Origin of the sequence: Streptococcus timonensis (genome assembly GCF_900095845.1) — a bacterium.
Taxonomy (GTDB): Bacteria; Bacillota; Bacilli; order Lactobacillales; family Streptococcaceae; genus Streptococcus; species Streptococcus timonensis.
Genome location: NZ_FMIX01000003.1, coordinates 34,950 through 53,663, shown reverse-complemented (window position 1 = coordinate 53,663; position 18,714 = coordinate 34,950). Strand labels below are relative to the sequence as shown.

The 18,714-nt window shown below is 41.0% G+C and carries 21 protein-coding genes and 1 pseudogene; 3 read left to right on the top strand and 19 right to left on the bottom strand.

The features are described from left to right. Positions 1-97: 97 nt before the first annotated feature. The 10 genes from BQ2679_RS01330 to BQ2679_RS01285 all read right to left on the bottom strand — a co-directional run bounded on the left by BQ2679_RS01330 (position 98) and on the right by BQ2679_RS01285 (position 6,963). Complete coding sequence (locus BQ2679_RS01330; RefSeq protein ID WP_075565401.1) at positions 98-964, bottom strand: MetQ/NlpA family ABC transporter substrate-binding protein; 867 nt, start codon at positions 962-964, stop codon at positions 98-100. Between the two features lie 154 nt (positions 965-1,118). Next, complete coding sequence (locus tag BQ2679_RS01325) at positions 1,119-1,961, bottom strand: amino acid ABC transporter substrate-binding protein (RefSeq protein ID WP_075565394.1); 843 nt, start codon at positions 1,959-1,961, stop codon at positions 1,119-1,121. 103 nt (positions 1,962-2,064) lie between these two features. Beyond that, positions 2,065-2,388, bottom strand: coding sequence for an AzlD domain-containing protein (locus tag BQ2679_RS01320; RefSeq protein ID WP_075565392.1), 324 nt, complete (start codon positions 2,386-2,388; stop codon positions 2,065-2,067). Continuing rightward, positions 2,378-3,073 carry an AzlC family ABC transporter permease gene (locus BQ2679_RS01315; RefSeq protein WP_142324035.1) on the bottom strand — a complete coding sequence of 232 codons (696 nt, stop codon included), beginning with the start codon at positions 3,071-3,073 and terminating at the stop codon, positions 2,378-2,380. Before BQ2679_RS01315 ends, BQ2679_RS01320 begins: the two co-directional genes overlap by 11 nt. 67 nt (positions 3,074-3,140) lie before the next feature. Further along, complete coding sequence (locus tag BQ2679_RS01310) at positions 3,141-3,743, bottom strand: hypothetical protein (protein ID WP_075565390.1); 603 nt, start codon at positions 3,741-3,743, stop codon at positions 3,141-3,143. A gap of 95 nt (positions 3,744-3,838) precedes the next feature. Further along, complete coding sequence (locus BQ2679_RS01305) at positions 3,839-4,462, bottom strand: hypothetical protein (RefSeq protein ID WP_075565386.1); 624 nt, start codon at positions 4,460-4,462, stop codon at positions 3,839-3,841. A gap of 66 nt (positions 4,463-4,528) precedes the next feature. Beyond that, positions 4,529-5,539 (bottom strand): tRNA (adenosine(37)-N6)-threonylcarbamoyltransferase complex transferase subunit TsaD, encoded by a 1,011-nt coding sequence (tsaD, locus tag BQ2679_RS01300; RefSeq protein WP_075565384.1) that lies wholly within the window; start codon positions 5,537-5,539, stop codon positions 4,529-4,531. Further along, a complete protein-coding gene (gene rimI / locus BQ2679_RS01295; RefSeq protein WP_075565378.1) occupies positions 5,529-5,966 on the bottom strand; it encodes a ribosomal protein S18-alanine N-acetyltransferase in 438 nt (145 codons plus the stop codon). Before rimI ends, tsaD begins: the two co-directional genes overlap by 11 nt. Further along, positions 5,963-6,646, bottom strand: coding sequence for a tRNA (adenosine(37)-N6)-threonylcarbamoyltransferase complex dimerization subunit type 1 TsaB (gene tsaB / locus BQ2679_RS01290; RefSeq protein ID WP_075565376.1), 684 nt, complete (start codon positions 6,644-6,646; stop codon positions 5,963-5,965). The genes rimI and tsaB overlap by 4 nt, the downstream gene beginning before the upstream one ends. A gap of 110 nt (positions 6,647-6,756) precedes the next feature. Beyond that, positions 6,757-6,963, bottom strand: coding sequence for a hypothetical protein (locus tag BQ2679_RS01285; RefSeq protein WP_075565373.1), 207 nt, complete (start codon positions 6,961-6,963; stop codon positions 6,757-6,759). A gap of 269 nt (positions 6,964-7,232) precedes the next feature. On the opposite strand from BQ2679_RS01285, the gene BQ2679_RS01280 reads away from it, so the two are divergent. Together BQ2679_RS01280 and rnjA are read left to right on the top strand one after the other, a co-directional pair. Further along, on the top strand, positions 7,233-7,466 hold the full coding sequence (locus BQ2679_RS01280) for a DNA-dependent RNA polymerase subunit epsilon (protein WP_075565370.1): 234 nt from the start codon (positions 7,233-7,235) through the stop codon (positions 7,464-7,466). A 1-nt stretch (position 7,467) separates the two neighbouring features. Next, positions 7,468-9,150, top strand: coding sequence for a ribonuclease J1 (rnjA, locus tag BQ2679_RS01275; RefSeq protein WP_075565368.1), 1,683 nt, complete (start codon positions 7,468-7,470; stop codon positions 9,148-9,150). 41 nt (positions 9,151-9,191) lie between these two features. Here the strand turns inward: rnjA and BQ2679_RS01270 are convergent, their stop codons facing one another. The 7 genes from BQ2679_RS01270 to BQ2679_RS01240 all read right to left on the bottom strand — a co-directional run bounded on the left by BQ2679_RS01270 (position 9,192) and on the right by BQ2679_RS01240 (position 15,919). Continuing rightward, a complete protein-coding gene (locus BQ2679_RS01270) occupies positions 9,192-10,229 on the bottom strand; it encodes an aldose epimerase family protein (RefSeq protein WP_075565366.1) in 1,038 nt (345 codons plus the stop codon). Positions 10,230-10,242: 13 nt separating this feature from the next. Beyond that, positions 10,243-11,406 (bottom strand): SIS domain-containing protein, encoded by a 1,164-nt coding sequence (locus BQ2679_RS01265; protein ID WP_075565362.1) that lies wholly within the window; start codon positions 11,404-11,406, stop codon positions 10,243-10,245. A gap of 107 nt (positions 11,407-11,513) precedes the next feature. Further along, positions 11,514-11,918 (bottom strand): PTS sugar transporter subunit IIA, encoded by a 405-nt coding sequence (locus BQ2679_RS01260; RefSeq protein ID WP_075566069.1) that lies wholly within the window; start codon positions 11,916-11,918, stop codon positions 11,514-11,516. Positions 11,919-11,924: 6 nt separating this feature from the next. Then, positions 11,925-12,740, bottom strand: coding sequence for a PTS system mannose/fructose/sorbose family transporter subunit IID (locus tag BQ2679_RS01255; RefSeq protein WP_075565360.1), 816 nt, complete (start codon positions 12,738-12,740; stop codon positions 11,925-11,927). Beyond that, positions 12,727-13,632: a PTS mannose/fructose/sorbose/N-acetylgalactosamine transporter subunit IIC gene (locus BQ2679_RS01250; RefSeq protein ID WP_075565354.1), complete on the bottom strand. Its 906-nt coding sequence runs from the start codon at positions 13,630-13,632 to the stop codon at positions 12,727-12,729. The genes BQ2679_RS01255 and BQ2679_RS01250 overlap by 14 nt, the downstream gene beginning before the upstream one ends. Positions 13,633-13,658: 26 nt before the next feature. Further along, positions 13,659-14,135 (bottom strand): PTS sugar transporter subunit IIB, encoded by a 477-nt coding sequence (locus tag BQ2679_RS01245; protein ID WP_075565352.1) that lies wholly within the window; start codon positions 14,133-14,135, stop codon positions 13,659-13,661. Continuing rightward, positions 14,132-15,919, bottom strand: coding sequence for a glycoside hydrolase family 35 protein (locus BQ2679_RS01240; protein WP_075565350.1), 1,788 nt, complete (start codon positions 15,917-15,919; stop codon positions 14,132-14,134). Before BQ2679_RS01240 ends, BQ2679_RS01245 begins: the two co-directional genes overlap by 4 nt. Positions 15,920-16,240: 321 nt before the next feature. Here BQ2679_RS01240 and BQ2679_RS01235 point away from each other — a divergent pair. Beyond that, positions 16,241-16,957, top strand: a pseudogene (locus BQ2679_RS01235) (GntR family transcriptional regulator). A 170-nt stretch (positions 16,958-17,127) separates the two neighbouring features. Here BQ2679_RS01235 and purB read toward each other — a convergent pair. Together purB and BQ2679_RS01225 are read right to left on the bottom strand one after the other, a co-directional pair. Beyond that, complete coding sequence (gene purB / locus BQ2679_RS01230) at positions 17,128-18,426, bottom strand: adenylosuccinate lyase (protein WP_075565348.1); 1,299 nt, start codon at positions 18,424-18,426, stop codon at positions 17,128-17,130. 54 nt (positions 18,427-18,480) lie between these two features. Next, positions 18,481-18,708, bottom strand: coding sequence for a phosphoribosylaminoimidazole carboxylase (locus tag BQ2679_RS01225; RefSeq protein WP_075565345.1), 228 nt, complete (start codon positions 18,706-18,708; stop codon positions 18,481-18,483). Positions 18,709-18,714: the final 6 nt, after the last annotated feature.

The following is an 18,714-nucleotide window of genomic DNA, read 5'->3' as shown; positions in this document are numbered from 1 at the left end:
TGTACCTTTGAGTAAGTACAAGTGAATGTTCATTTTGCTTAAATCTCAATATAAAAGCAAGAGGTGGAAAATCTCTCTCCCACCTCTTTATGTTTTATTACCAAACTGGTTGATCCAAGCCATCTGAAGTTTCTTCGATGACTTTTTTCACTTCATCTGTATGGTAAGCTGCGATAACTTTCTTGATTGCATCAGCTTTAGGTGATGTTTCCCAATCTTTTTTCGCAACGATGATGTTATACCATTGTTTTGAGTTTTCGTCAGCTTGCTCTTTAAAGAGTGCTTTCTTGTAGTCCAATTTTGCTTCTGTAACGAATGTGTTGTTTACAACAGCTGCATCAACTGATGACAATGAACGAGCTGTTTGGCTAGCGTCCAATTCAGTGATTTTCAAGTTCTTTGGATTTTCTGTGATGTTTGCGATTGTCGCAAGTGCAGTTCCTGAAACATCCAACTTGATCAAACCAGCTGATTGAAGCAAGTAAAGAGCACGGCTTTCGTTTGTAGCATCGTTAGGTACTGCGATTTCACCGTTTGCTGGGATGTCTTCGACTTTAGTGTACTTATTTTCACTTCCGTTTAAACCTGAGTAAAGACGGATTGGTGAGATGTAAGTATCTGCAATCGCAACAAGGTCTTTACCGTTTTCTTTGTTCCAGTTATTCAAGAAGTTGTAGTGTTGGAAAGCGTTCAAGTCAACTTCCCCATCAGCAGTTGCTTTATTTGGTTGTGAGTAGTCTGTAAACTCTGTGAATTCCAATTTAATTCCGTCTTTTTCAACCAATTCTTGGATTTTATCCCAACGCGCTTCTTCTGAACCGCTACGGTTTACAGTTGCGATTTTAATTGTTGTTCCCTCAGCTGCTTTATCAGCTGCTTTTTGACCTGAAGATGCACAAGCTGCAAGTGTAAGACCTGCTACTGTAGCGACAGTTGCTACGCCTAACCATTTTTTAATGTTCATTATTTTTTTCTCCTTATAAATAATTCTGTAATAGTATCTCATACTTTATTTGAATAAGCAAATTGTTATAAGATAGGCAGACATATAGCTTGAAACTATATGCCGAAAGAGTGCAAAATCATCCATTTGCTAAAGAATGGATGATTGCTAAACACTATTTAATATCCGCTTCTGCTGGAAGATATGATCCGCCGAAGAACTGTTGAGATAGTTTTTCAAGAGTTCCATCTTTATATAGTTCTTGGATGCGTTTGTCCACAAATGCCTTCAACTCATCTTGACCTTTGGCAAGGAGCGGGTAAACATAAGGTTGTTGGTCACTTGGGAGTTCGATGACTTTCAAATTATCCAAACCTTGGTTTTTGATAACTGTCTCTACACCGATTTTGTCAAAAATCTTATAGTCAAATTGTCCATCGCTCAAACGAGACATGATTTGTTGGAAATCTGCCTTAGTATAATTAAGGATAGTTGGATTGTCCGCATGTTCTGTGTTGTATGCTTCCAATTGTTTAGCTGAGGTTGTTCCTTGAACGACTTCAGTAGATTTTCCACCGATATCATCAAGAGACTTGATGCTAGTGTCGTCCTTCTTCACAACAAGAACGTTAGGGTTTTTAGCAGTTGGCGCTGCGTAGAGGTATTTCTCTGCACGTTCTTTGGTATAACTGAGGTTGTTAACGGCCATTTGGTAACGATCGCTATCAAGTCCTGGGAAGATCCCTGACCACTCTGTCTTTTCAAACTTGACAGTATACTTGTCTGAGTCTTTAAAGATAGCACGAATAAGCTCAATCTCGTAACCTGTCAATTCACCATTTTCTTCATAGATAAATGGTTTTGGTGAGCCGTTAGTTGCTACGACGATTTCTTTCTTAGTAGTTGTTGCATCACCTGATGCCGCATCTTTCTTCTCACCACCTGAACAAGCTGCCAGTACACCTGCGGCAACAAGCCCCAGGGCAGCAAGTGATGAATATTTGATGATTTTCTTCATGATATTTCCTCCAAAATAGAATATAGTCTTATCTTAACAGAAAAAAAGCAATTACGCCATTATATGATTTCTATCTTTGCCATAGGTTTTCTTTATGGCTGATTTAAAAGACAAGACGCAAGATAGCTATTAAGACAACCCCAAAAAGAACCGTCCCCACCAAATTGCGGTAACGAAAGGCGACAAAGGCCGTTGGAAATACTGCAATCAAGTCTAACCATTTGATTTGAGGGAAATCTCCCACCTTACCTGTTGCCACACTTGATAGAATCAAGGCAAAGATAATAGATACAGGTAGGAACTTCAAAAAACGCTCGACAATAGCAGGCAAACCCTTATACTTGACCAAGATAAAGGGAATCACACGTGGAATCCAAGTAACTAGTCCAGAAAAAATAACGGCTAACAAAAGATACTTACTGACCATCTAAGATTACCCCCATTGTACATCCAAGCAATGTCGCGAATAGGACCGCTAGCGATTGAGATACCACTGTCAAGAGTATAAAGAAGGAAAGGGCAACTACTCCTAAAATGATGAAGAGGTTGCGCAAGGGAATTCTTCTTTGCATAATCTGAAACTGAGATGCAAAAATTCCAATAAACATTCCGACCAAGGCAAAGTCAAGACCGAAAATCTCTGGATTTGGCAAAAGCCCACCTAAGGCAGTACCGACAACCGTCCCCACAAACCAAGCCACATAGCTATTTAGATTATTACCATGCATCCACATAGGATTAACCTTATCCGTATGGACCAGTTCGCCCATCAAAACACCATAGGTCTCATCGGTCAAGATACTAGACATACCGATATTGTGACCTAGGCTAGTATGACGAAAATAGGTCGACGCATGCAAACTCAATAAAAAGAGACGCAGATTAATCAAAAAGACCGTCATGGCAATGGCTGCCACAGGGGCTTGAACTGCTACCAAGGCTATCATGGCAAACTGGGCGCTCCCGGCATAGACAAAGAGACTCATCAACCCCATCTCAACAGGAGTCACATAAGGTGAACCAATAATCCCACAAGCAAGACCGATACTAACATAGCCCAGAGCCGTTGGCATGGCTGCCTGTACTCCCTCCCAAAATCCTTTTTCTTTCATAAACTTCCTCATTATTACAAATATATCATTCGACTGCCAAGCGTTCAAAACAAGAATCCTAGGGCGACTACCACTGAGATTGATCGATGCGAATTTTATATTGGTTAATCTCAGGATTGTCATCATCCTCATATTTTGTAGGATAAACATCGATCCAGGGTTCTCTCAGTTGCCCTTTCAGTTTGATCTTAAACCGATAACCGCCATCATCCCCGACCAAGGCATCAACTTCCAAAGACTGAAAGTTAGGCAAAGCTTCGATTTCTGCTTTCATGTCTTGGGTCATCTGATAAAAGATTTCTTTCTGTTGAGCTTTAGAAGCTACAGGGAAATAAACCGACGCCCCTTGTAAACGATGTGATTTTGAAAAAGTAAAGGTCACGCGACCACTATAACCTTTCCATTTAAAATTTTCATAGTCGTAGAAAAGACGCCCAGTTTTATAGAGATAGGGATCTTTTGCACGCCAAGGATTGTGATAGCCTATTTCTGTTTCTTCTACTATTTCATTAGGTTTTCCAAACACTTTTTCAACAGATTCGAGGGGCATATTAAATGAAATATAGTCAAACATGACCAATTGCGTCTTTTTAAACATCTGAAAAACCAGCAGAGACAGCAACAATGCCCCTAGGGCAAGTGCTACACTAATTATTTTTTTAAATCTCATATGTCTACTATACTAAAAAACTCGCGCATTTGTCCAAGATAAAAAAGTTAACGCTGAGCTAACTCTTTATTCCATAGTATCAAAAGCAAGGCTTATTATGAATAACTGCGAGATTGACTTATACTCACGCCATATTTCTTATCTTCAGGTTTTTCATGATATCCAAGTTCTGTCGGAGAGACTTCAACCCTAAGTTCCCCCGTTTTCCCTTGCAACTTAACTTTATATTGATAGGTATCATGATCGATTCCTACCATTTCAACCGTCAATGATTTGTAATCTGCAAGAGCTTCAAGTTCTGTTTTCACAATTTGGGATAAATTGTCGACCAGTTCTTTCTGTTGAGCTTTGGAACTCACAGAAAAATAAACCTTCGCCTCTTCCAAAATATGAATTTGTGAAAAGGTAAAGTTCGCTCGAACGGTATAATCGTTCCAGCTAATATTTTCGTAGTAATAGAAATGCCGTCCCGTTTTATAAAAATAAGGGTCTTCTGCACGCCAAGTATCACGATAGGCCATTTCCTCTTCTTCTACCACTTCATCAGCCTTTCCAAATACTTCTTCAAAAGACTTCTCAGACATATAAAATGAAAGGGATTTAAACATGACTAGTTGAGTTCTTTGTATTTGTCTCTCCGGAGCATTTAGGCATGCTGTTAAAGACAGCAACAATACCCCTATGGCAAGCGCCATACTGATTGTTTTTTTAAATCTCATATTTCTACTATACTAAAAAGTTCCGGCATTTGTCCAAGATAAAAGAGTTAACACTGAGCTAACTCTTTACTCTATGGTATCAAAAGCGAGGCTGGGTTTGGCATTTAGCTCCAAGCCTGCAAAGTTTTCTTTGTTCCACTCGCTGACGCTAGCATAGGCAATCATTCCTGCATTGTCTCCGCAAAGTCGCAGGGGTGGAATGATAACCTTGACGTCGGTGATTTCAGCTGCTAGGCGTTCTCTGAGACCTTTATTAGCTGCTACACCACCAGCCACAACTAGAGTTTTAACAGGGTATTTTCCCAAAGCCTTCTTGGTTTTTGCCATGAGAATATCCATAACTGCTGCTTGGAAGGAAGCGCACAAATCCTCTGTGGACAAGTTTTCTCCCTTTTGCTCAGCATTATGATGAAGATTGATAAAGGCAGACTTCAATCCAGAGAATGAAAACTCCAGATTGTCCTCCTTGATCATGGCACGAGGGAAGTCATATATATCTTGACCTTGATGAGCCAACTCGTCAATCTCCCGACCGGCTGGATAGGTCAAGCCCATGACACGGCCGACCTTATCATAGGCCTCACCAACCGCATCATCACGTGTTTCCCCAACAATCTTATAATCACCAGCCTCAGACACATAGACCAACTCTGTGTGTCCACCACTGACTAAAAGGGCTAACAAGGGGAATTCTAAAGGCTCCACACTTTGAGCCGCCATGAGATGACCAGCCATATGATTCACAGGAATCAGGGGAAGGCCATGTGCCCAAGCAAAGGTCTTGGCAGCTGATAAACCAACAAGCAAGGCTCCGACCAAGCCTGGTCCATAAGTAACCGCAACAGCTGTTACATCTTCTTCTGTAATCCCTGCTTCTGCCAGTGCCTCCTCGATACAGGCTGTAATGACCTCAACATGGTGACGACTGGCCACTTCTGGCACTACGCCACCAAAACGTTTATGGCTCTCAATTTGACTAGCAATGACATTGGACAAGAGCTCGTCATCGTTTTTTAAGACGGCGACACTGGTCTCATCACAGGATGTCTCAAATGCTAAAATATATCTATCCTTCATCTATTTCTCTCTTCATGATAATGGCATCCTCAACTGGATCATGGTAGTAGGACTTTCTCTCAGCGATGACCGCCATTTTTTCTTTCTTGTAAAATGCTTGCGCTCGGTGGTTGGACTTTCTAACTTCGAGGAAAATTTCCTTATCTGCAGGCAATTGAGCAAACAAGGCTGAGGCTATCCCCTGACCTTGATAGGCTTTTTTGACAGCGATTTGCAAGACTTCTACTTCAAAAAGATTCTCCTGAATTGCTAGAAATCCTATCACTTCTTCCCCATCATAAGCTAGAGCATACCAAGTCTGGTCTTGGGACAGGTCTGCTTGGATTTGTTCCAATGTCCAAGGACTGACTGGATAAACATCTACCATAACAGCGTAGATAGCATGAGCCAAGTCAGGTTGCTGTTGGATTCGTTTGATTTCTATCATAGGCGTTTAATGTAAGACTCACCAGACTCCGTATGGTTCTTGAGCCAATTTTCCTCAGCTTCGACACGTTTGAGGTAGTTTGGTACAAAGTCATGTAAAGAGTCTGCTTCCTTGTCCCAGGCCCAAAGAGCTAGATTCGCTGCATTTGGTAAGGTTTCTAGATAGTTAGCCTGTGGCGATTGTTCTTGAATCTGCTCGACAAAGGCTCCTACTTCACCGACAAAGGTTACCTGGTCAGCATCCTTGACTTGCTCAAGTACTTCCGCAAAGGACAGATGCGCTTCTGGAAAGACAGGTTGGGCATGTTCATAAAACCCTGCATAAACATTGTTACGGCGTGCATCCATCAAGGGAACAACCAAACCTTCCTGTTGATTCGGTACTAGAGCTAAAAGGCTCGACATACCCACCAACTCAATGTTTAGGGTATGAGCCAAAGTCTTAGCAGTTGCTACTGCAATTCGCAAACCTGTATAGCTACCCGGCCCCTCTGCCACCACGATTCGATCCAAATCCTTAGGTGTCCAATCTAGACTGTCCATCAAAAAATCGATAGCGGGCATCAGAGTGATACTGTGATTTTTCTTGATATTAATAGTCGTCTCGGCAAGAAGTTGCTTGTCCTCTAAAATGGCTAAAGACAGAGCCTTGCTGGACGTATCAAAAGCTAATACTTTCATAACACATTCCTATCTTTTTGTCTGTTTACTATTATACTACAAAAGCCGACACATGGGAATTTTCTTTGTTTCCAAACAAAAATGTCCTGCCAAATAGACAGGACAAGCACTTAAGTATTTAAGCCAAAGTAAAATACAAACCAGACCACATAGGTCACAAGAAGAAGGAAAAGTGAATACAGAGTCACGAAGCCAATCTTCCATAGGAATTTGGCCTTCCGATGCTCTAGCAGAGTATACAAAACATTGCCACCGTAAACACAAGCAACAAAAATAGCGAATGCCAAGATACGAATTACAATAGCTAGTTGAAACATATCCTACCCTCCTTAAAAGGAAAAACCTCTTTTCTAACTTTATTATAGCATTTGAATCTGAGGTCTTCAAATACTTATACAAGGCAAAATGAAACGTATTTCATGCTCCTTACTTTCAGATTTCCCCTCTTTTACTAATTCCCCTTTTTATGTTATAATTGAAATAATTGTAACGAATCAAGGTCAATCTAGACACAAAATGAACTGAAATGAAACAGCTTCAAGCTAAGAATTTTGAATAAAGTGACCTGAAAAAAGAAAGGAAATACATGATATACAAAGTTTTTTATCAAGAAACAAAAGAACGTAGCCCACGTCGTGAAACAACACGATCACTATACTTAGACATCGATGCTAGCTCAGAACTTGAGGGACGTATCATTGCTCGCCAACTTGTTGAAAAAAACCGTCCAGAATACAACGTAGAATATATCGAACTCTTGTCTGATAAACTACTTGACTACGAAAAAGAAACTGGCGCATTCGAAATTACGGAGTTCTAATATGGCCTACACTCTTAAACCAGAAGAAGTCGGCGTTTTTGCTATCGGTGGTCTAGGAGAAATCGGGAAAAATACCTACGGTATTGAGTACCAAGATGAGATTATTATTGTCGATGCTGGGATTAAATTCCCAGAGGACGATCTACTTGGTATCGACTATGTTATCCCTGACTACTCTTATATTGTTGAAAATATTGACCGCGTCAAAGCTCTCTTAATTACCCACGGACACGAAGACCATATCGGAGGGATTCCTTTCTTGCTCAAGCAAGCTAACATCCCAATCTATGCAGGGCCTCTTGCACTCGCTTTAATCCGCGGAAAACTTGAAGAGCATGGTCTTCTACGCAATGCTACACTTCACGAAATCAACCGCAACACAGAGTTGACATTTAAAAATCTTAAAGCAACCTTCTTTAGAACAACCCACTCTATCCCCGAACCTTTGGGAATTGTTATCCACACACCTCAGGGTAAAATTGTCTGTACAGGTGACTTCAAGTTTGACTTCACACCAGTTGGTGAACCTGCAGACTTGCACCGCATGGCAGCTCTAGGTGAAGAGGGTGTTCTTTGTCTCTTGTCTGACTCAACTAATGCTGAAGTACCAACCTTTACAAACTCAGAAAAAGTTGTTGGTCAATCCATCATGAAGATTATTCAAGATATCGAAGGACGCATTATTTTTGCATCCTTTGCCTCAAATATCTTCCGTCTCCAACAGGCTACTGATGCTGCTGTCAAGACTGGCCGTAAGATTGCTGTCTTTGGACGTTCAATGGAAAAAGCTATTGTCAACGGGATTGAACTTGGCTATATCAAGGCACCAAAGGGAACCTTTATCGAACCTAATCAGGTTAAGGATTACCCAGCTGGAGAAGTATTGATTCTATGTACAGGTAGCCAAGGGGAGCCTATGGCAGCTCTCTCTCGTATCGCTAACGGAACTCACCGTCAAGTGCAGTTACAACCTGGCGATACGGTTATCTTCTCTTCTAGCCCAATTCCTGGAAACACCACTAGCGTAAACAAACTGATTAACACTATCTCAGAAGCTGGTGTTGAAGTTATCCACGGTAAAATCAACAATATCCATACCTCTGGACACGGTGGTCAGCAAGAACAAAAACTCATGCTTCGCCTGATTCAACCTAAGTACTTCATGCCAGTTCACGGTGAGTATCGTATGCAAAAAATCCATGCTGGTTTGGCTGTTGATACTGGAGTTGAAAAAGACAATATCTTTATCATGAGCAACGGAGACGTTCTTGCCCTTACTGCAGACTCTGCTCGCATCGCAGGTCATTTCAATGCCCAAGATATCTATGTCGATGGAAATCGTATCGGTGAAATTGGTGCCGCAGTCCTAAAAGACCGTCGTGACCTATCCGAAGATGGTGTCGTGCTTGCTGTCGCAACAGTAGACTTCAAGACACAGATGATTATTTCTGGCCCAGATATCCTTAGTCGTGGATTCGTCTACATGCGTGAATCGGGTGACCTTATTCGTCAAAGCCAACGCATTCTTTTTAACGCTATTCGTATCGCTTTGAAAAACAAGGATGCCAGCATCCAATCTGTCAACGGTGCTATCGTTAACGCTATTCGCCCATTCCTTTATGAAAATACTGAACGTGAACCGATTATCATTCCGATGATTCTCACACCAGATGAAGAAGAATAAAATAAAACTCTCTGAAGCTTAAAGGCTTCAGAGAGTTTTTCTTATTTAACAATAATCTCGTAACGAGTTTTGCTAGTAAAAGTTTGACCTGCTTTGAGAATCACTTGATCTTTAAGGTCGCTGTGAATGGCATCTGGTAGAGCCTGTGCTTCAAGAGCAATCCCATTGTGCTGAATCATTGGTTGACCAGCGATGATGACACTCTCATCCACAAAATTTGCTGTATAAACCACAATGCATGGAGCTTCAGTCTTAAAGAGCATGAAACGTCCTGAGTTTTGGTCATAAAGGAAACCAGCATTATCATGTCCTTTAGGAAGAGCAAATGGGTGATCCAAGCCAGATACGATTTGGATTTGCTCATCTTCTTCTGCAAAGATATCTTTCAACAAGGCACCATTGTAGATATGTTTGACCACATCACGATTAGCATCTGGAGTTTCAGTTGGTACTCCATCAGGAGCGATTGGATAGATACCCTCAGTGTTCAATTGGAAGACATGGCGGTCAACCGTCTGAGTGAAATCGCCAGACAAGTTAAAGTAGCTATGGTTGGTTGGATTAACAAGCGTATCCTGGTCTGTCGTCACCTTATAGCTGACTTCGTAGGCCCCATTTTCTTCTAATTTGTAGCTAATCCAAATCTTAAGATTACCTGGGAAGCCTCCTGTACCGTCTGTTCTTTCTGTATAAAGTGTCAAACCATGGTCGCTCACCTCGACTAGCTCAAACAAACTAGAATCCCAACCTGTTGAACCGCTGTGGTTACAGTTGCTTGCGTTATTGACTTCGAGTTCATAGGTTTTCCCATTCAATTCGAATGTCGCACCTGCGATACGACCTGCAACTGGACCTACACTCGCTCCATGTTTTGGACTGTTACCTACATAGCTGTCAAAATCATCAAAGCCTAGGATAACATTGGCAAAATTACCAGCCTTATCAGGAGTTACATAGCGTAAAATAGTCGCTCCATAGGTCATAATTTCTAGTTGGTAGCCTGCTTCTGTTTCAAAGCGATAAGCGACAACATCCTTGCCATCAACTTTCCCAAATACACGTTCTGTGTATGCTTTCATCCTTTTCTCCTTATTATTTGAATTCGTGAATAATAACACCTTGAACGACGCGGTTTACTGTACCTGTAGGTGATGGTGTATCAGGTCTGTTGCCAACCTTAAGCGAAGTCAAGAGAGCAAATAGTTGACCATAAACAATATAAGGGAATACACGGTAAACGTCATTCAAGACACCGCCACAGCCAAGTGCTACTTCCTTAACGTTTTCAAGACCAAAGGCTTGATCACTCAAGAGAACAACGCGACGAGCGATTTGGTCCCCTGCAACTTCACGAATCAAGTCTAAGTCGTACTTACGAGTATAGTCTGTTGTAGTACCAAAGACTAAAACTACAGTATCTTCATTGATAAGAGATTTTGGACCGTGACGGAAGCCAACTGGGCTTTCATACATAGTCACAACTTGACCAGCAGTCAATTCCAAAATTTTCAGTTGTGCTTCATGAGCAAGACCGAAGAATGGACCTGCACCTAAGTAAATCACTCGGTTAAAGTCTAGGTCAACCAACTCTTTCACATCTGCCACATTGTCAAGAACTTTACGAGCAAGACTAGAAAGCACTTCAAAACGTTCAGCTTTAACAGCAAATTCAGTTGGATCAAACACTAAAAGTGCTGTCAACATCATAGAAGTAAAGCTTGATGTCATTGCAAATCCAGCGTCATTTGAAGCTGCAGGTTGCAAGAGCAATAGATTACGATCATCTCCATGTGCTTGAAGAGCCAATTCCCCTTCCGCGGCACAAGTAATGGTCACTTGATAAAGCTCATCAACTAAGGCCTTGGCCAAGTCAACTGTTGCTACACTTTCCGGTGAGTTTCCACTACGAGCAAAGGACACTAAAACCGTAGGTACTTCCTTTTTCAAATAAGTCTGTGGATTGGCCACGATATCAGTCGTCGCAATAGCATTGAAGTTCCACTTGCGCTCGTCATAAACTTCTTTGAAATAGGGAACAAGTGTGTCTCCGACATAGGCAGAAGTCCCTGCACCAGTCAGAATAACCTTGATATAGTCATGTTTAGCTGCAATATCTTGCAAGAATGCAGCAATTTCTTCACGTTTTTCTTGGTAAGCTTCAAATGCTTCTTTCCAAACATCTGGTTGTTGGTAAATCTCGCGTGTGGTGATCTCTGCTCCCAACTCAAGCAATTCTTCTTTTGTATAATCTAGCATAGAAAACCTCTAATCTGTTCTTTTTTATAAAATATGGGAATGGGAGTAGATCCCATTCCCATTTATATGCTATGAAAGCTGTTTTAGCATTTTTAAGGTGTTATATCTTATTCGTCTTCATCATCATCGAAGCTTGCTAATAAGTCATTTACTTTCACAATGCTTTCTGATGCACGATTTTTGTAATCAGCATCGATGCCTGTTAGGCTTGCATTGATAAATTCAATGACCATCGGAAGATTCATCCCTGCATACAGTTCAATGTCACGACCTTCCATAATCAGACGGCTCACCACGTTACATGGTGTTCCACCAAGAAGATCTGCAAAGACTAGGAAATCATCCAATCCTTCAACAGCAGCTTCAAATTTTGCAGTAAATTCTTCTGGCCCATCTTCTGGAAGAAGAGCCACTGTATGAATGTTGTCCTGTGGACCCATGATCATCTCTGTGCTACCTTTAAGTTCTTCACAGAAACGACCGTGACTCACTAAAATTAATGATTTAGTCATAATCAATTACATTCCAAGTGCAAATTTACCGATGAATGAAAGTCCAACAGCAAGAGCAATGATGATACCGATTGCTTTAGTTGAGTTCATACCTTTCTTACCAAGCAACCAGAAGATGAATGCTGTGAAGATTGCTGGAAGCAAGCGTGGGAAGATTGAGTTCAAGATGTCTTGGAAGTCAATCATTTTCTCACCGATTGGCAATTTGTAAGAAATTTCAAAGTTGATCATTGTTGCTACAAGAGCACCCATCATGAACACACCAAGTACAGATGCTGCTTCAATCAAAGCTGTTAAAGTACTTTGCATGTTGTTGATAAGGTTAACCCCTTCTTTGTATGCAAATTCCAACTGTTTCCAACGGAAGATGTCATACGCTACTGCAACTGCGATCCAAAGGAAGATACCCCAAGGTTGACCAGCGATAGCCATTGTTGCAGCGATAGATCCCATGATAGCAGGTACAAGTGAACCAAAGATTGTATCTCCAAGAGGAGCGAATGGTCCCATCAAACCTGTCTTGATACCATTAACCGCATCTTTTGAGGCAACGCCATCTTTTTCTTCCATGGCAAGGTCAAAACCAGCGATGATTGTGTGGAAGAATGGTGAAGTGTTGAAGAATTGGGTATGAACTTTCATCATTTCTTTCAACTCAGGAGTTCCATCTCCATACATTTTACGCAATTGTGGCAAGATCATGTAAAGGTAACCTGATGCTTGCATACGTTCGTAGTTCCATCCCAATTGGAAAGTGAACAAGCTACGTTTGTTAATTTGATTAAAATCTTCTTTTGTTAATTTGTAATTAGAATTCGTCATCTTCAATTTCCCCACTTTCTGATGGTGTAGAAGGTGCTGCTACAGCAACTTTCTGGCTGTTCTTGAAGTGAACAACCGCAAGGAAGATACCTACGATAGAGATACCGATCATAGACAATCCTTTGAAGTTGTTAGCAAAACCGATAGTTTCTGCAACTTCAGCAGGAAGAGTGCCAATGATACCAGCAACTGCTCCACCAAGACCTGTTACGTATGAGTAAAGTACAGTCAACATAGCTGTCAAACCGAATCCCATAGCAAGGTAGTGAAGGTTACGTTTAACTGGAAGGTAACGAAGCAAGATAGCGAATCCAAGACCTGGAAGCATACGACCTGCAAGAGTCAAACCGTCAGCAATCCATTGGTATTCTTTAACAAAGTTTACAACACCTTGTACGAATTCTCCACCGAAAGCAAGGGCGAAGAATACTGGAAGGGCACGAGAAAGAGCCCAAGGAACTGCACCAAGAAGGTAGTTGCGTTCGATTGCTGCATAGTCAAAGCGTTCGATCGCAGCATCAATACGGTGTGCGAAGAATGTAGTAGTCATACGACCAAGTACGTCGAAATAAGTCAAAAGTGCCGCTACTGGTACAGCGATTGTAGTGATCGCAAGATCTGTTTCGATACCTTGTGAAACTGAGAAAGCTGTAGCAAGAACCGCACCAGAAGTTGCGTCGATACGAGAAGCACCACCGAAGGTACCTACCCCAAGTACGAATAACTGCAAGCTACCACCGATAAGCAAACCAGTTGCCAAATTTCCCATGACTAAACCAGTAATGAAACCAGCGAATACAGGGGAACCTGCAGAAGAAACGATCGTCAACTCATCACAGATTTGATAGGCTGAGTACAGAGTGAGAAGTAAAATTTGCCACCATTGTATCATAACAATGACCTCCTAAAAATTTTTTCCTATTTTAATAAGCTCAAAAAGTCTGAAACTGGATCATTTGGAACCATTTGAGCAGTAAGTTTTACACCTTTTTCCGCTAATTTACGGAAATCTTCTACATCTTTATCTACTACGTTGATAGAACGTGTGATAGGACGTGTTTCTGGTGTTTGAGACATATTACCGACATTGACTGTTTCAAGCGGCACACCCGCTTCTACCAAACCGAGGAAACGGTCTGGTTTTCTAGCAACGATTAAAACACGTTGGCTATCGTATTTGCCAGCAAGAATGTTTGCTGCAGCTTTATCAATCGGCAAGATACTAAGTTTTACACCTGGCGGTGTCGCAAGTTTCAATCCACTCTTTTCAACATCGTTATTCACAACATCGTTGTCTACAACCATGATACGTGAAACATTCAGTTTTGCAGACCATAGATTGGCTACTTGCCCGTGGATCAAACGTCCATCGATACGGCATCCTACAATTGTCATAAATTTTCCCCCTTTATTTGTTTGAATTTTGGTTTACATGTTAATTGTATGTGTTCCTTATGTTCCCCTTCTGTTTCAAAGATAATGATGCGGTTAGCACCCTCCTTGAGATAGCTGTGTGGAATATAAAGAGATAAGGTTGGGCCGACATTCCAGAAACGTCCTAGATGGTGGCCGTTGACATAGGCAATCCCTTTACCAAACTCAGATAAGTCTAAGTAGGTATCCTTCGGCACCTCGACTTCAAAGTCGTAGGCGTAAAAGGCAGGCTGTCCTTCCGTCCATCCTTTAGTAAAATTAATCTTCTCAGGATTATCAAGTGGAAGTGGATATTGTTTCCAATCCAACATGAAGTGTAAATCCTTGCAGACACCTGTACGAATTCCTTTGCGTTGAGTATCGGCTAAGAATTTATGTCCATAATTGACACGCCCCATATTTTCAATCAGTATATCAATACGAGATAGCGTTTTCTTTTTACCTTGAACAAAGATATCTTCACCAATCTCTGTCTGGTATTGGGTTGTAACCCATTTGTCATCAATAAATAACTGTGCTCTATCACGACCATCGATAATGCGAAGACGTTCTTCATCTGCATCCCAACTGGCTTCTGTACGATAGAGTAAATAGCCATAACTTTGTCCCAACTCCTCCATTTTTTGAGGATAGAGACTTTCAGTAGGGCTTGATAGACTATCTAATGTTTCAAACAAAGAAACTTTTTCAGATAAGGGAATAGGCCCCTTTTCCAGACTATCTTTATAGAGCGGTTCTAACTGAGGATACTCAGGATAATATGTAGCCATCATTTTCTTGACTGCAAAGTACTTGGCTGTTGGATTCCCTGCCTCATCTAACAGAGCGTCATAATCATAAGATGTCACCTGTGGCAAGTCAATGGTTCCTCTAGCAGAACAACCATTCATAAAGCCAAAGTTTGTCCCACCATGGAACATGTAAAGATTAATCGAACCGTGCTTTAATACCTCGTGGACTGCTTCAGCCAATTCCTCGGGATCTCGTTTGATGACTGGTTCTTTCCATCGATTAAACCATCCGTCCCAGAATTCCATACACATGAGTGGCCATTTTTTCCCATACTCATCAAAGAACTCTTGCATCTGTGAGAAGTTGAAGTCAGCCTTAGAACCAAAGTTCCCAGTCACTAAAAGATCATCTTCAATTAGGGTCCCAGCCTTTAAAGTAGCTCTCCATGGACCATCCGATGTAAAGAGCGGACAGGAAACTCCTCGTTCTTCCATCAAGCGTCGGACTTCTCTTAAATAGGTTTTATCCTCGCCATATGAACCATATTCATTTTCAACCTGCATCATGAGAACATTCCCGCCATTTTCGAGTTGTCTCGAAACCAAGTGCGGAAGCAGGTGATCATAGTAACGACCCACCATCTCGATATAAGCTGGACAAGATGAACGAATACGCATATCCTTATTCAGGAGCCATGCTGGCAAACCACCAAATTCCCATTCGGAGCAGATAAATGGAGAAGGGCGGACAATAGCATATAAGCCTATGTCCTGTGCAATTTGAAGAAATCTTCCTATATCAAGATTCCCTTCAAAATCGAATGTTCCTTCGGTTGGTTCATGCATATTCCATGGAACGTATGTTTCAACGGTATTAAAACCTAAAGCTTTGAGATTATAAAGCGAATGATACCAATCTTCTTTAGGGACTCTAAAATAATGAATTGCACCAGACAAAATCTTAAATGGTTCCCCATTTAGATAGAAATGATCTTCAATTTCAAATCTAGTCATTCTACCTCCCTATTTTTATAAAGTTTGCGCTTTCACTTATTGTTATATCAACTATATAACAATAAAGAGGTATTGTCAATACTTTTTGAAAGTTTATTTAAAATTTTTTCTTTTTTTTACTGTATTTTTCTGATAATAATCCCATAAAAATTTAAAAAACTATTTTTAAATAGTAACCTATATATATTTGTATTCGTGATTTATTTATATCTATTTTGACTTCTTGGTCTGTTTTTTTGATTTTTTTAAGAGTATTTCCTATTATTTTCAAAACTTTTATGTAAAAATCAAAATAGGAGAAGGAAATAACGAGGTAAAATTATGGCAATTCCAAAGTATCAATATATTAAAGACGAATTAAAAAATAAAATCATTTCAGGCCAATTCGCTAGTGGTGATAAGTTTTATACTGAGGCTGAATTGATTGCTATGTATGATGTTAGCTCGATTACAGTCGTACGCGCCTTGAATGATTTGGCTAAGGATGGCTACATCGTCCGCCAACAAGGTAAAGGGACTTTCGTAGCTCGTGCACGTAAACATAAGCTGGTTGAGTTTTCTGATGTCGAAATCTTTGAAACAAAAGATGATAAGGTAACTGTTCTTTCTATCGAACGTGGCAATAAATTGAAGTAACTTTCAAAATTGGGCTTACGTGGAGATCAGTTCTACTACAAGATTGAACGTATCCGTGAATCAAATGGTATCATCTACATCTACCACAACTCGTACATCCCTGAACAGTATATCAATGCTAACTATCCAAACCTTGACTACTATAACTCTATCTATAAACGTTTCAAGCTGGACTACCATATCCACATGAACGATGAGCATTTTGAAGAGATTAACGAGATTGTGTTCCCTACTCCTGAAAATGTTGCTTCTAAATTAGGAATTGATCCTCAGTTCCCAACTGTGTATCAAACCAAGACCACTCAACTTGAATCAACAGGTCAGGTACTCGAATACATCGAAACTTATAAACGTTCTGATTTCTACAAAATCAAATTCCTATCATGTAATCGTGATCATTAATCAATTTAAAAAACCTAGAACTGTGTTCTAGGTTTTTTTATGTACATATTCAATAAAAATGTAAAATTATTAGCAACCTTACTCGAAGAACTACTAAATTTTTAGTAAATATTCACTAAATAAGTGAGCACTTTAAAAGCGAGATACACTCTCGCTTTTTTGATTTATGATTAGTCACCCAAACCGATGCGTTCGAAGATTTCATCCACTCGTTTGGTGTAGTAAGTTGGGTTGAAGATTTCGTCGATTTCTTCTTGAGTCAGACGTGATGTTACTTCTGGATCGGCTTCCAAAAGTGGTTTAAAGTCTACTTGGTTGTCCCAAGAGTAGGCTGTTTTCGGTTGCACCAAGTCATAAGCTTGCTCACGGGTCATACCTTTCTCAATCAAGGTCAACATAGCACGTTGGCTAAAGATAAGACCGAAGGTTGAGTTCATGTTGCGGATCATATTTTCTGGGAAGACGGTCAAGTTCTTGACGATATTGCCAAAACGGTTGAGCATGTAGTCAATCAAAATGGTTGTATCTGGTGTGATGATGCGCTCTGCTGATGAGTGAGAGATATCACGTTCGTGCCAAAGGGCTACGTTTTCATAAGCTGTTACCATGTGACCGCGGATAACACGCGCCAAACCTGTCATGTTTTCAGAACCGATTGGATTGCGTTTGTGGGGCATTGCTGAAGACCCTTTTTGCCCTTTAGCAAAGAACTCTTCTACTTCGCGTTGCTCAGATTTTTGAAGACCACGGATTTCCGTTGCCATACGCTCGATAGAAGTTGCGATGCTAGCAAGAACTGCAAAGTACTCAGCGTGAAGGTCACGAGGAAGGACCTGTGTAGAGATTTCTTGAGCACGGATACCCAATTTGTCGCAGACGTATTTTTCAACGAATGGTGGGATATTAGCAAAGTTCCCAACCGCACCAGAAATTTTACCAGCCTCCACACCTGCAGCCGCATGCTCGAAACGCTCGATGTTACGCTTCATTTCGCTGTACCAAGTCGCAAGCTTGAGACCAAAAGTCGTCGGCTCAGCGTGCACCCCGTGAGTACGACCCATCATGATAGTGAACTTGTGTTCTTTTGCCTTTTCAGCGATGATGTTAGTGAAGTTTTCAAGGTCACGACGAATGATGTCGTTGGCCTGCTTGTAAAGGTAACCGTAGGCCGTATCCACCACATCAGTAGAAGTCAAACCATAGTGAACCCACTTACGCTCTTCACCAAGCGTCTCAGAAACCGCACGTGTGAAAGCCACTACGTCGTGGCGCGTCTCCTGCTCGATTTCCAAAATACGGTCGATGTCAAAGTCCGCTTTCTCGCGAATCAAAGCCACATCTTCCTTAGGGATTTCCCCCAACTCAGCCCATGCCTCGTCAGCCAAGATTTCCACCTCAAGCCAAGCACGGTATTTATTTTCTTCACTCCAAATGTTCGCCATTTCTGGGCGGCTATATCTATCAATCATGTTTTCTTTTCCTTTCTGTTGATGTTTCACATCAGTTAGCAAGTGGTCATCACTTTATTCAAATTCTTCTTTCCCAATCCATACAGATGGATAATGATTCGGTGTATTAAAATCCGTATCCAGCGGTAAATCGTAGATGGCTAAATAGTTTTCAGGGTGTTTTTCAACTAGCTCTTCATACTTAGCTTTCACTTTTTCGTGATCGCTACTAGCATACAAGACTTCGACGACTGCTCCAGTCTTCTCTTTTTCGACAAATGCGTTGACGATGAGTTGAAGCATAAAACC

What these genes read in the sequence shown, in the direction of transcription:
- BQ2679_RS01330 (WP_075565401.1), bottom strand. Translation starts at nt 964, where the DNA reads ATGAACATTAAAAAATGGTTAGGCGTAGCAACTGTCGCTACAGTAGCA.
- BQ2679_RS01325 (WP_075565394.1), bottom strand. Translation starts at nt 1,961, where the DNA reads ATGAAGAAAATCATCAAATATTCATCACTTGCTGCCCTGGGGCTTGTT.
- BQ2679_RS01320 (WP_075565392.1), bottom strand. Translation starts at nt 2,388, where the DNA reads ATGGTCAGTAAGTATCTTTTGTTAGCCGTTATTTTTTCTGGACTAGTT.
- BQ2679_RS01315 (WP_142324035.1), bottom strand. Translation starts at nt 3,073, where the DNA reads ATGAAAGAAAAAGGATTTTGGGAGGGAGTACAGGCAGCCATGCCAACG.
- BQ2679_RS01310 (WP_075565390.1), bottom strand. Translation starts at nt 3,743, where the DNA reads ATGAGATTTAAAAAAATAATTAGTGTAGCACTTGCCCTAGGGGCATTG.
- BQ2679_RS01305 (WP_075565386.1), bottom strand. Translation starts at nt 4,462, where the DNA reads ATGAGATTTAAAAAAACAATCAGTATGGCGCTTGCCATAGGGGTATTG.
- tsaD (WP_075565384.1), bottom strand. Translation starts at nt 5,539, where the DNA reads ATGAAGGATAGATATATTTTAGCATTTGAGACATCCTGTGATGAGACC.
- rimI (WP_075565378.1), bottom strand. Translation starts at nt 5,966, where the DNA reads ATGATAGAAATCAAACGAATCCAACAGCAACCTGACTTGGCTCATGCT.
- tsaB (WP_075565376.1), bottom strand. Translation starts at nt 6,646, where the DNA reads ATGAAAGTATTAGCTTTTGATACGTCCAGCAAGGCTCTGTCTTTAGCC.
- BQ2679_RS01285 (WP_075565373.1), bottom strand. Translation starts at nt 6,963, where the DNA reads ATGTTTCAACTAGCTATTGTAATTCGTATCTTGGCATTCGCTATTTTT.
- BQ2679_RS01280 (WP_075565370.1), top strand. Translation starts at nt 7,233, where the DNA reads ATGATATACAAAGTTTTTTATCAAGAAACAAAAGAACGTAGCCCACGT.
- rnjA (WP_075565368.1), top strand. Translation starts at nt 7,468, where the DNA reads ATGGCCTACACTCTTAAACCAGAAGAAGTCGGCGTTTTTGCTATCGGT.
- BQ2679_RS01270 (WP_075565366.1), bottom strand. Translation starts at nt 10,229, where the DNA reads ATGAAAGCATACACAGAACGTGTATTTGGGAAAGTTGATGGCAAGGAT.
- BQ2679_RS01265 (WP_075565362.1), bottom strand. Translation starts at nt 11,406, where the DNA reads ATGCTAGATTATACAAAAGAAGAATTGCTTGAGTTGGGAGCAGAGATC.
- BQ2679_RS01260 (WP_075566069.1), bottom strand. Translation starts at nt 11,918, where the DNA reads ATGACTAAATCATTAATTTTAGTGAGTCACGGTCGTTTCTGTGAAGAA.
- BQ2679_RS01255 (WP_075565360.1), bottom strand. Translation starts at nt 12,740, where the DNA reads ATGACGAATTCTAATTACAAATTAACAAAAGAAGATTTTAATCAAATT.
- BQ2679_RS01250 (WP_075565354.1), bottom strand. Translation starts at nt 13,632, where the DNA reads ATGATACAATGGTGGCAAATTTTACTTCTCACTCTGTACTCAGCCTAT.
- BQ2679_RS01245 (WP_075565352.1), bottom strand. Translation starts at nt 14,135, where the DNA reads ATGACAATTGTAGGATGCCGTATCGATGGACGTTTGATCCACGGGCAA.
- BQ2679_RS01240 (WP_075565350.1), bottom strand. Translation starts at nt 15,919, where the DNA reads ATGACTAGATTTGAAATTGAAGATCATTTCTATCTAAATGGGGAACCA.
- purB (WP_075565348.1), bottom strand. Translation starts at nt 18,426, where the DNA reads ATGATTGATAGATATAGCCGCCCAGAAATGGCGAACATTTGGAGTGAA.
- BQ2679_RS01225 (WP_075565345.1), bottom strand. Translation starts at nt 18,708, where the DNA reads ATGCTTCAACTCATCGTCAACGCATTTGTCGAAAAAGAGAAGACTGGA.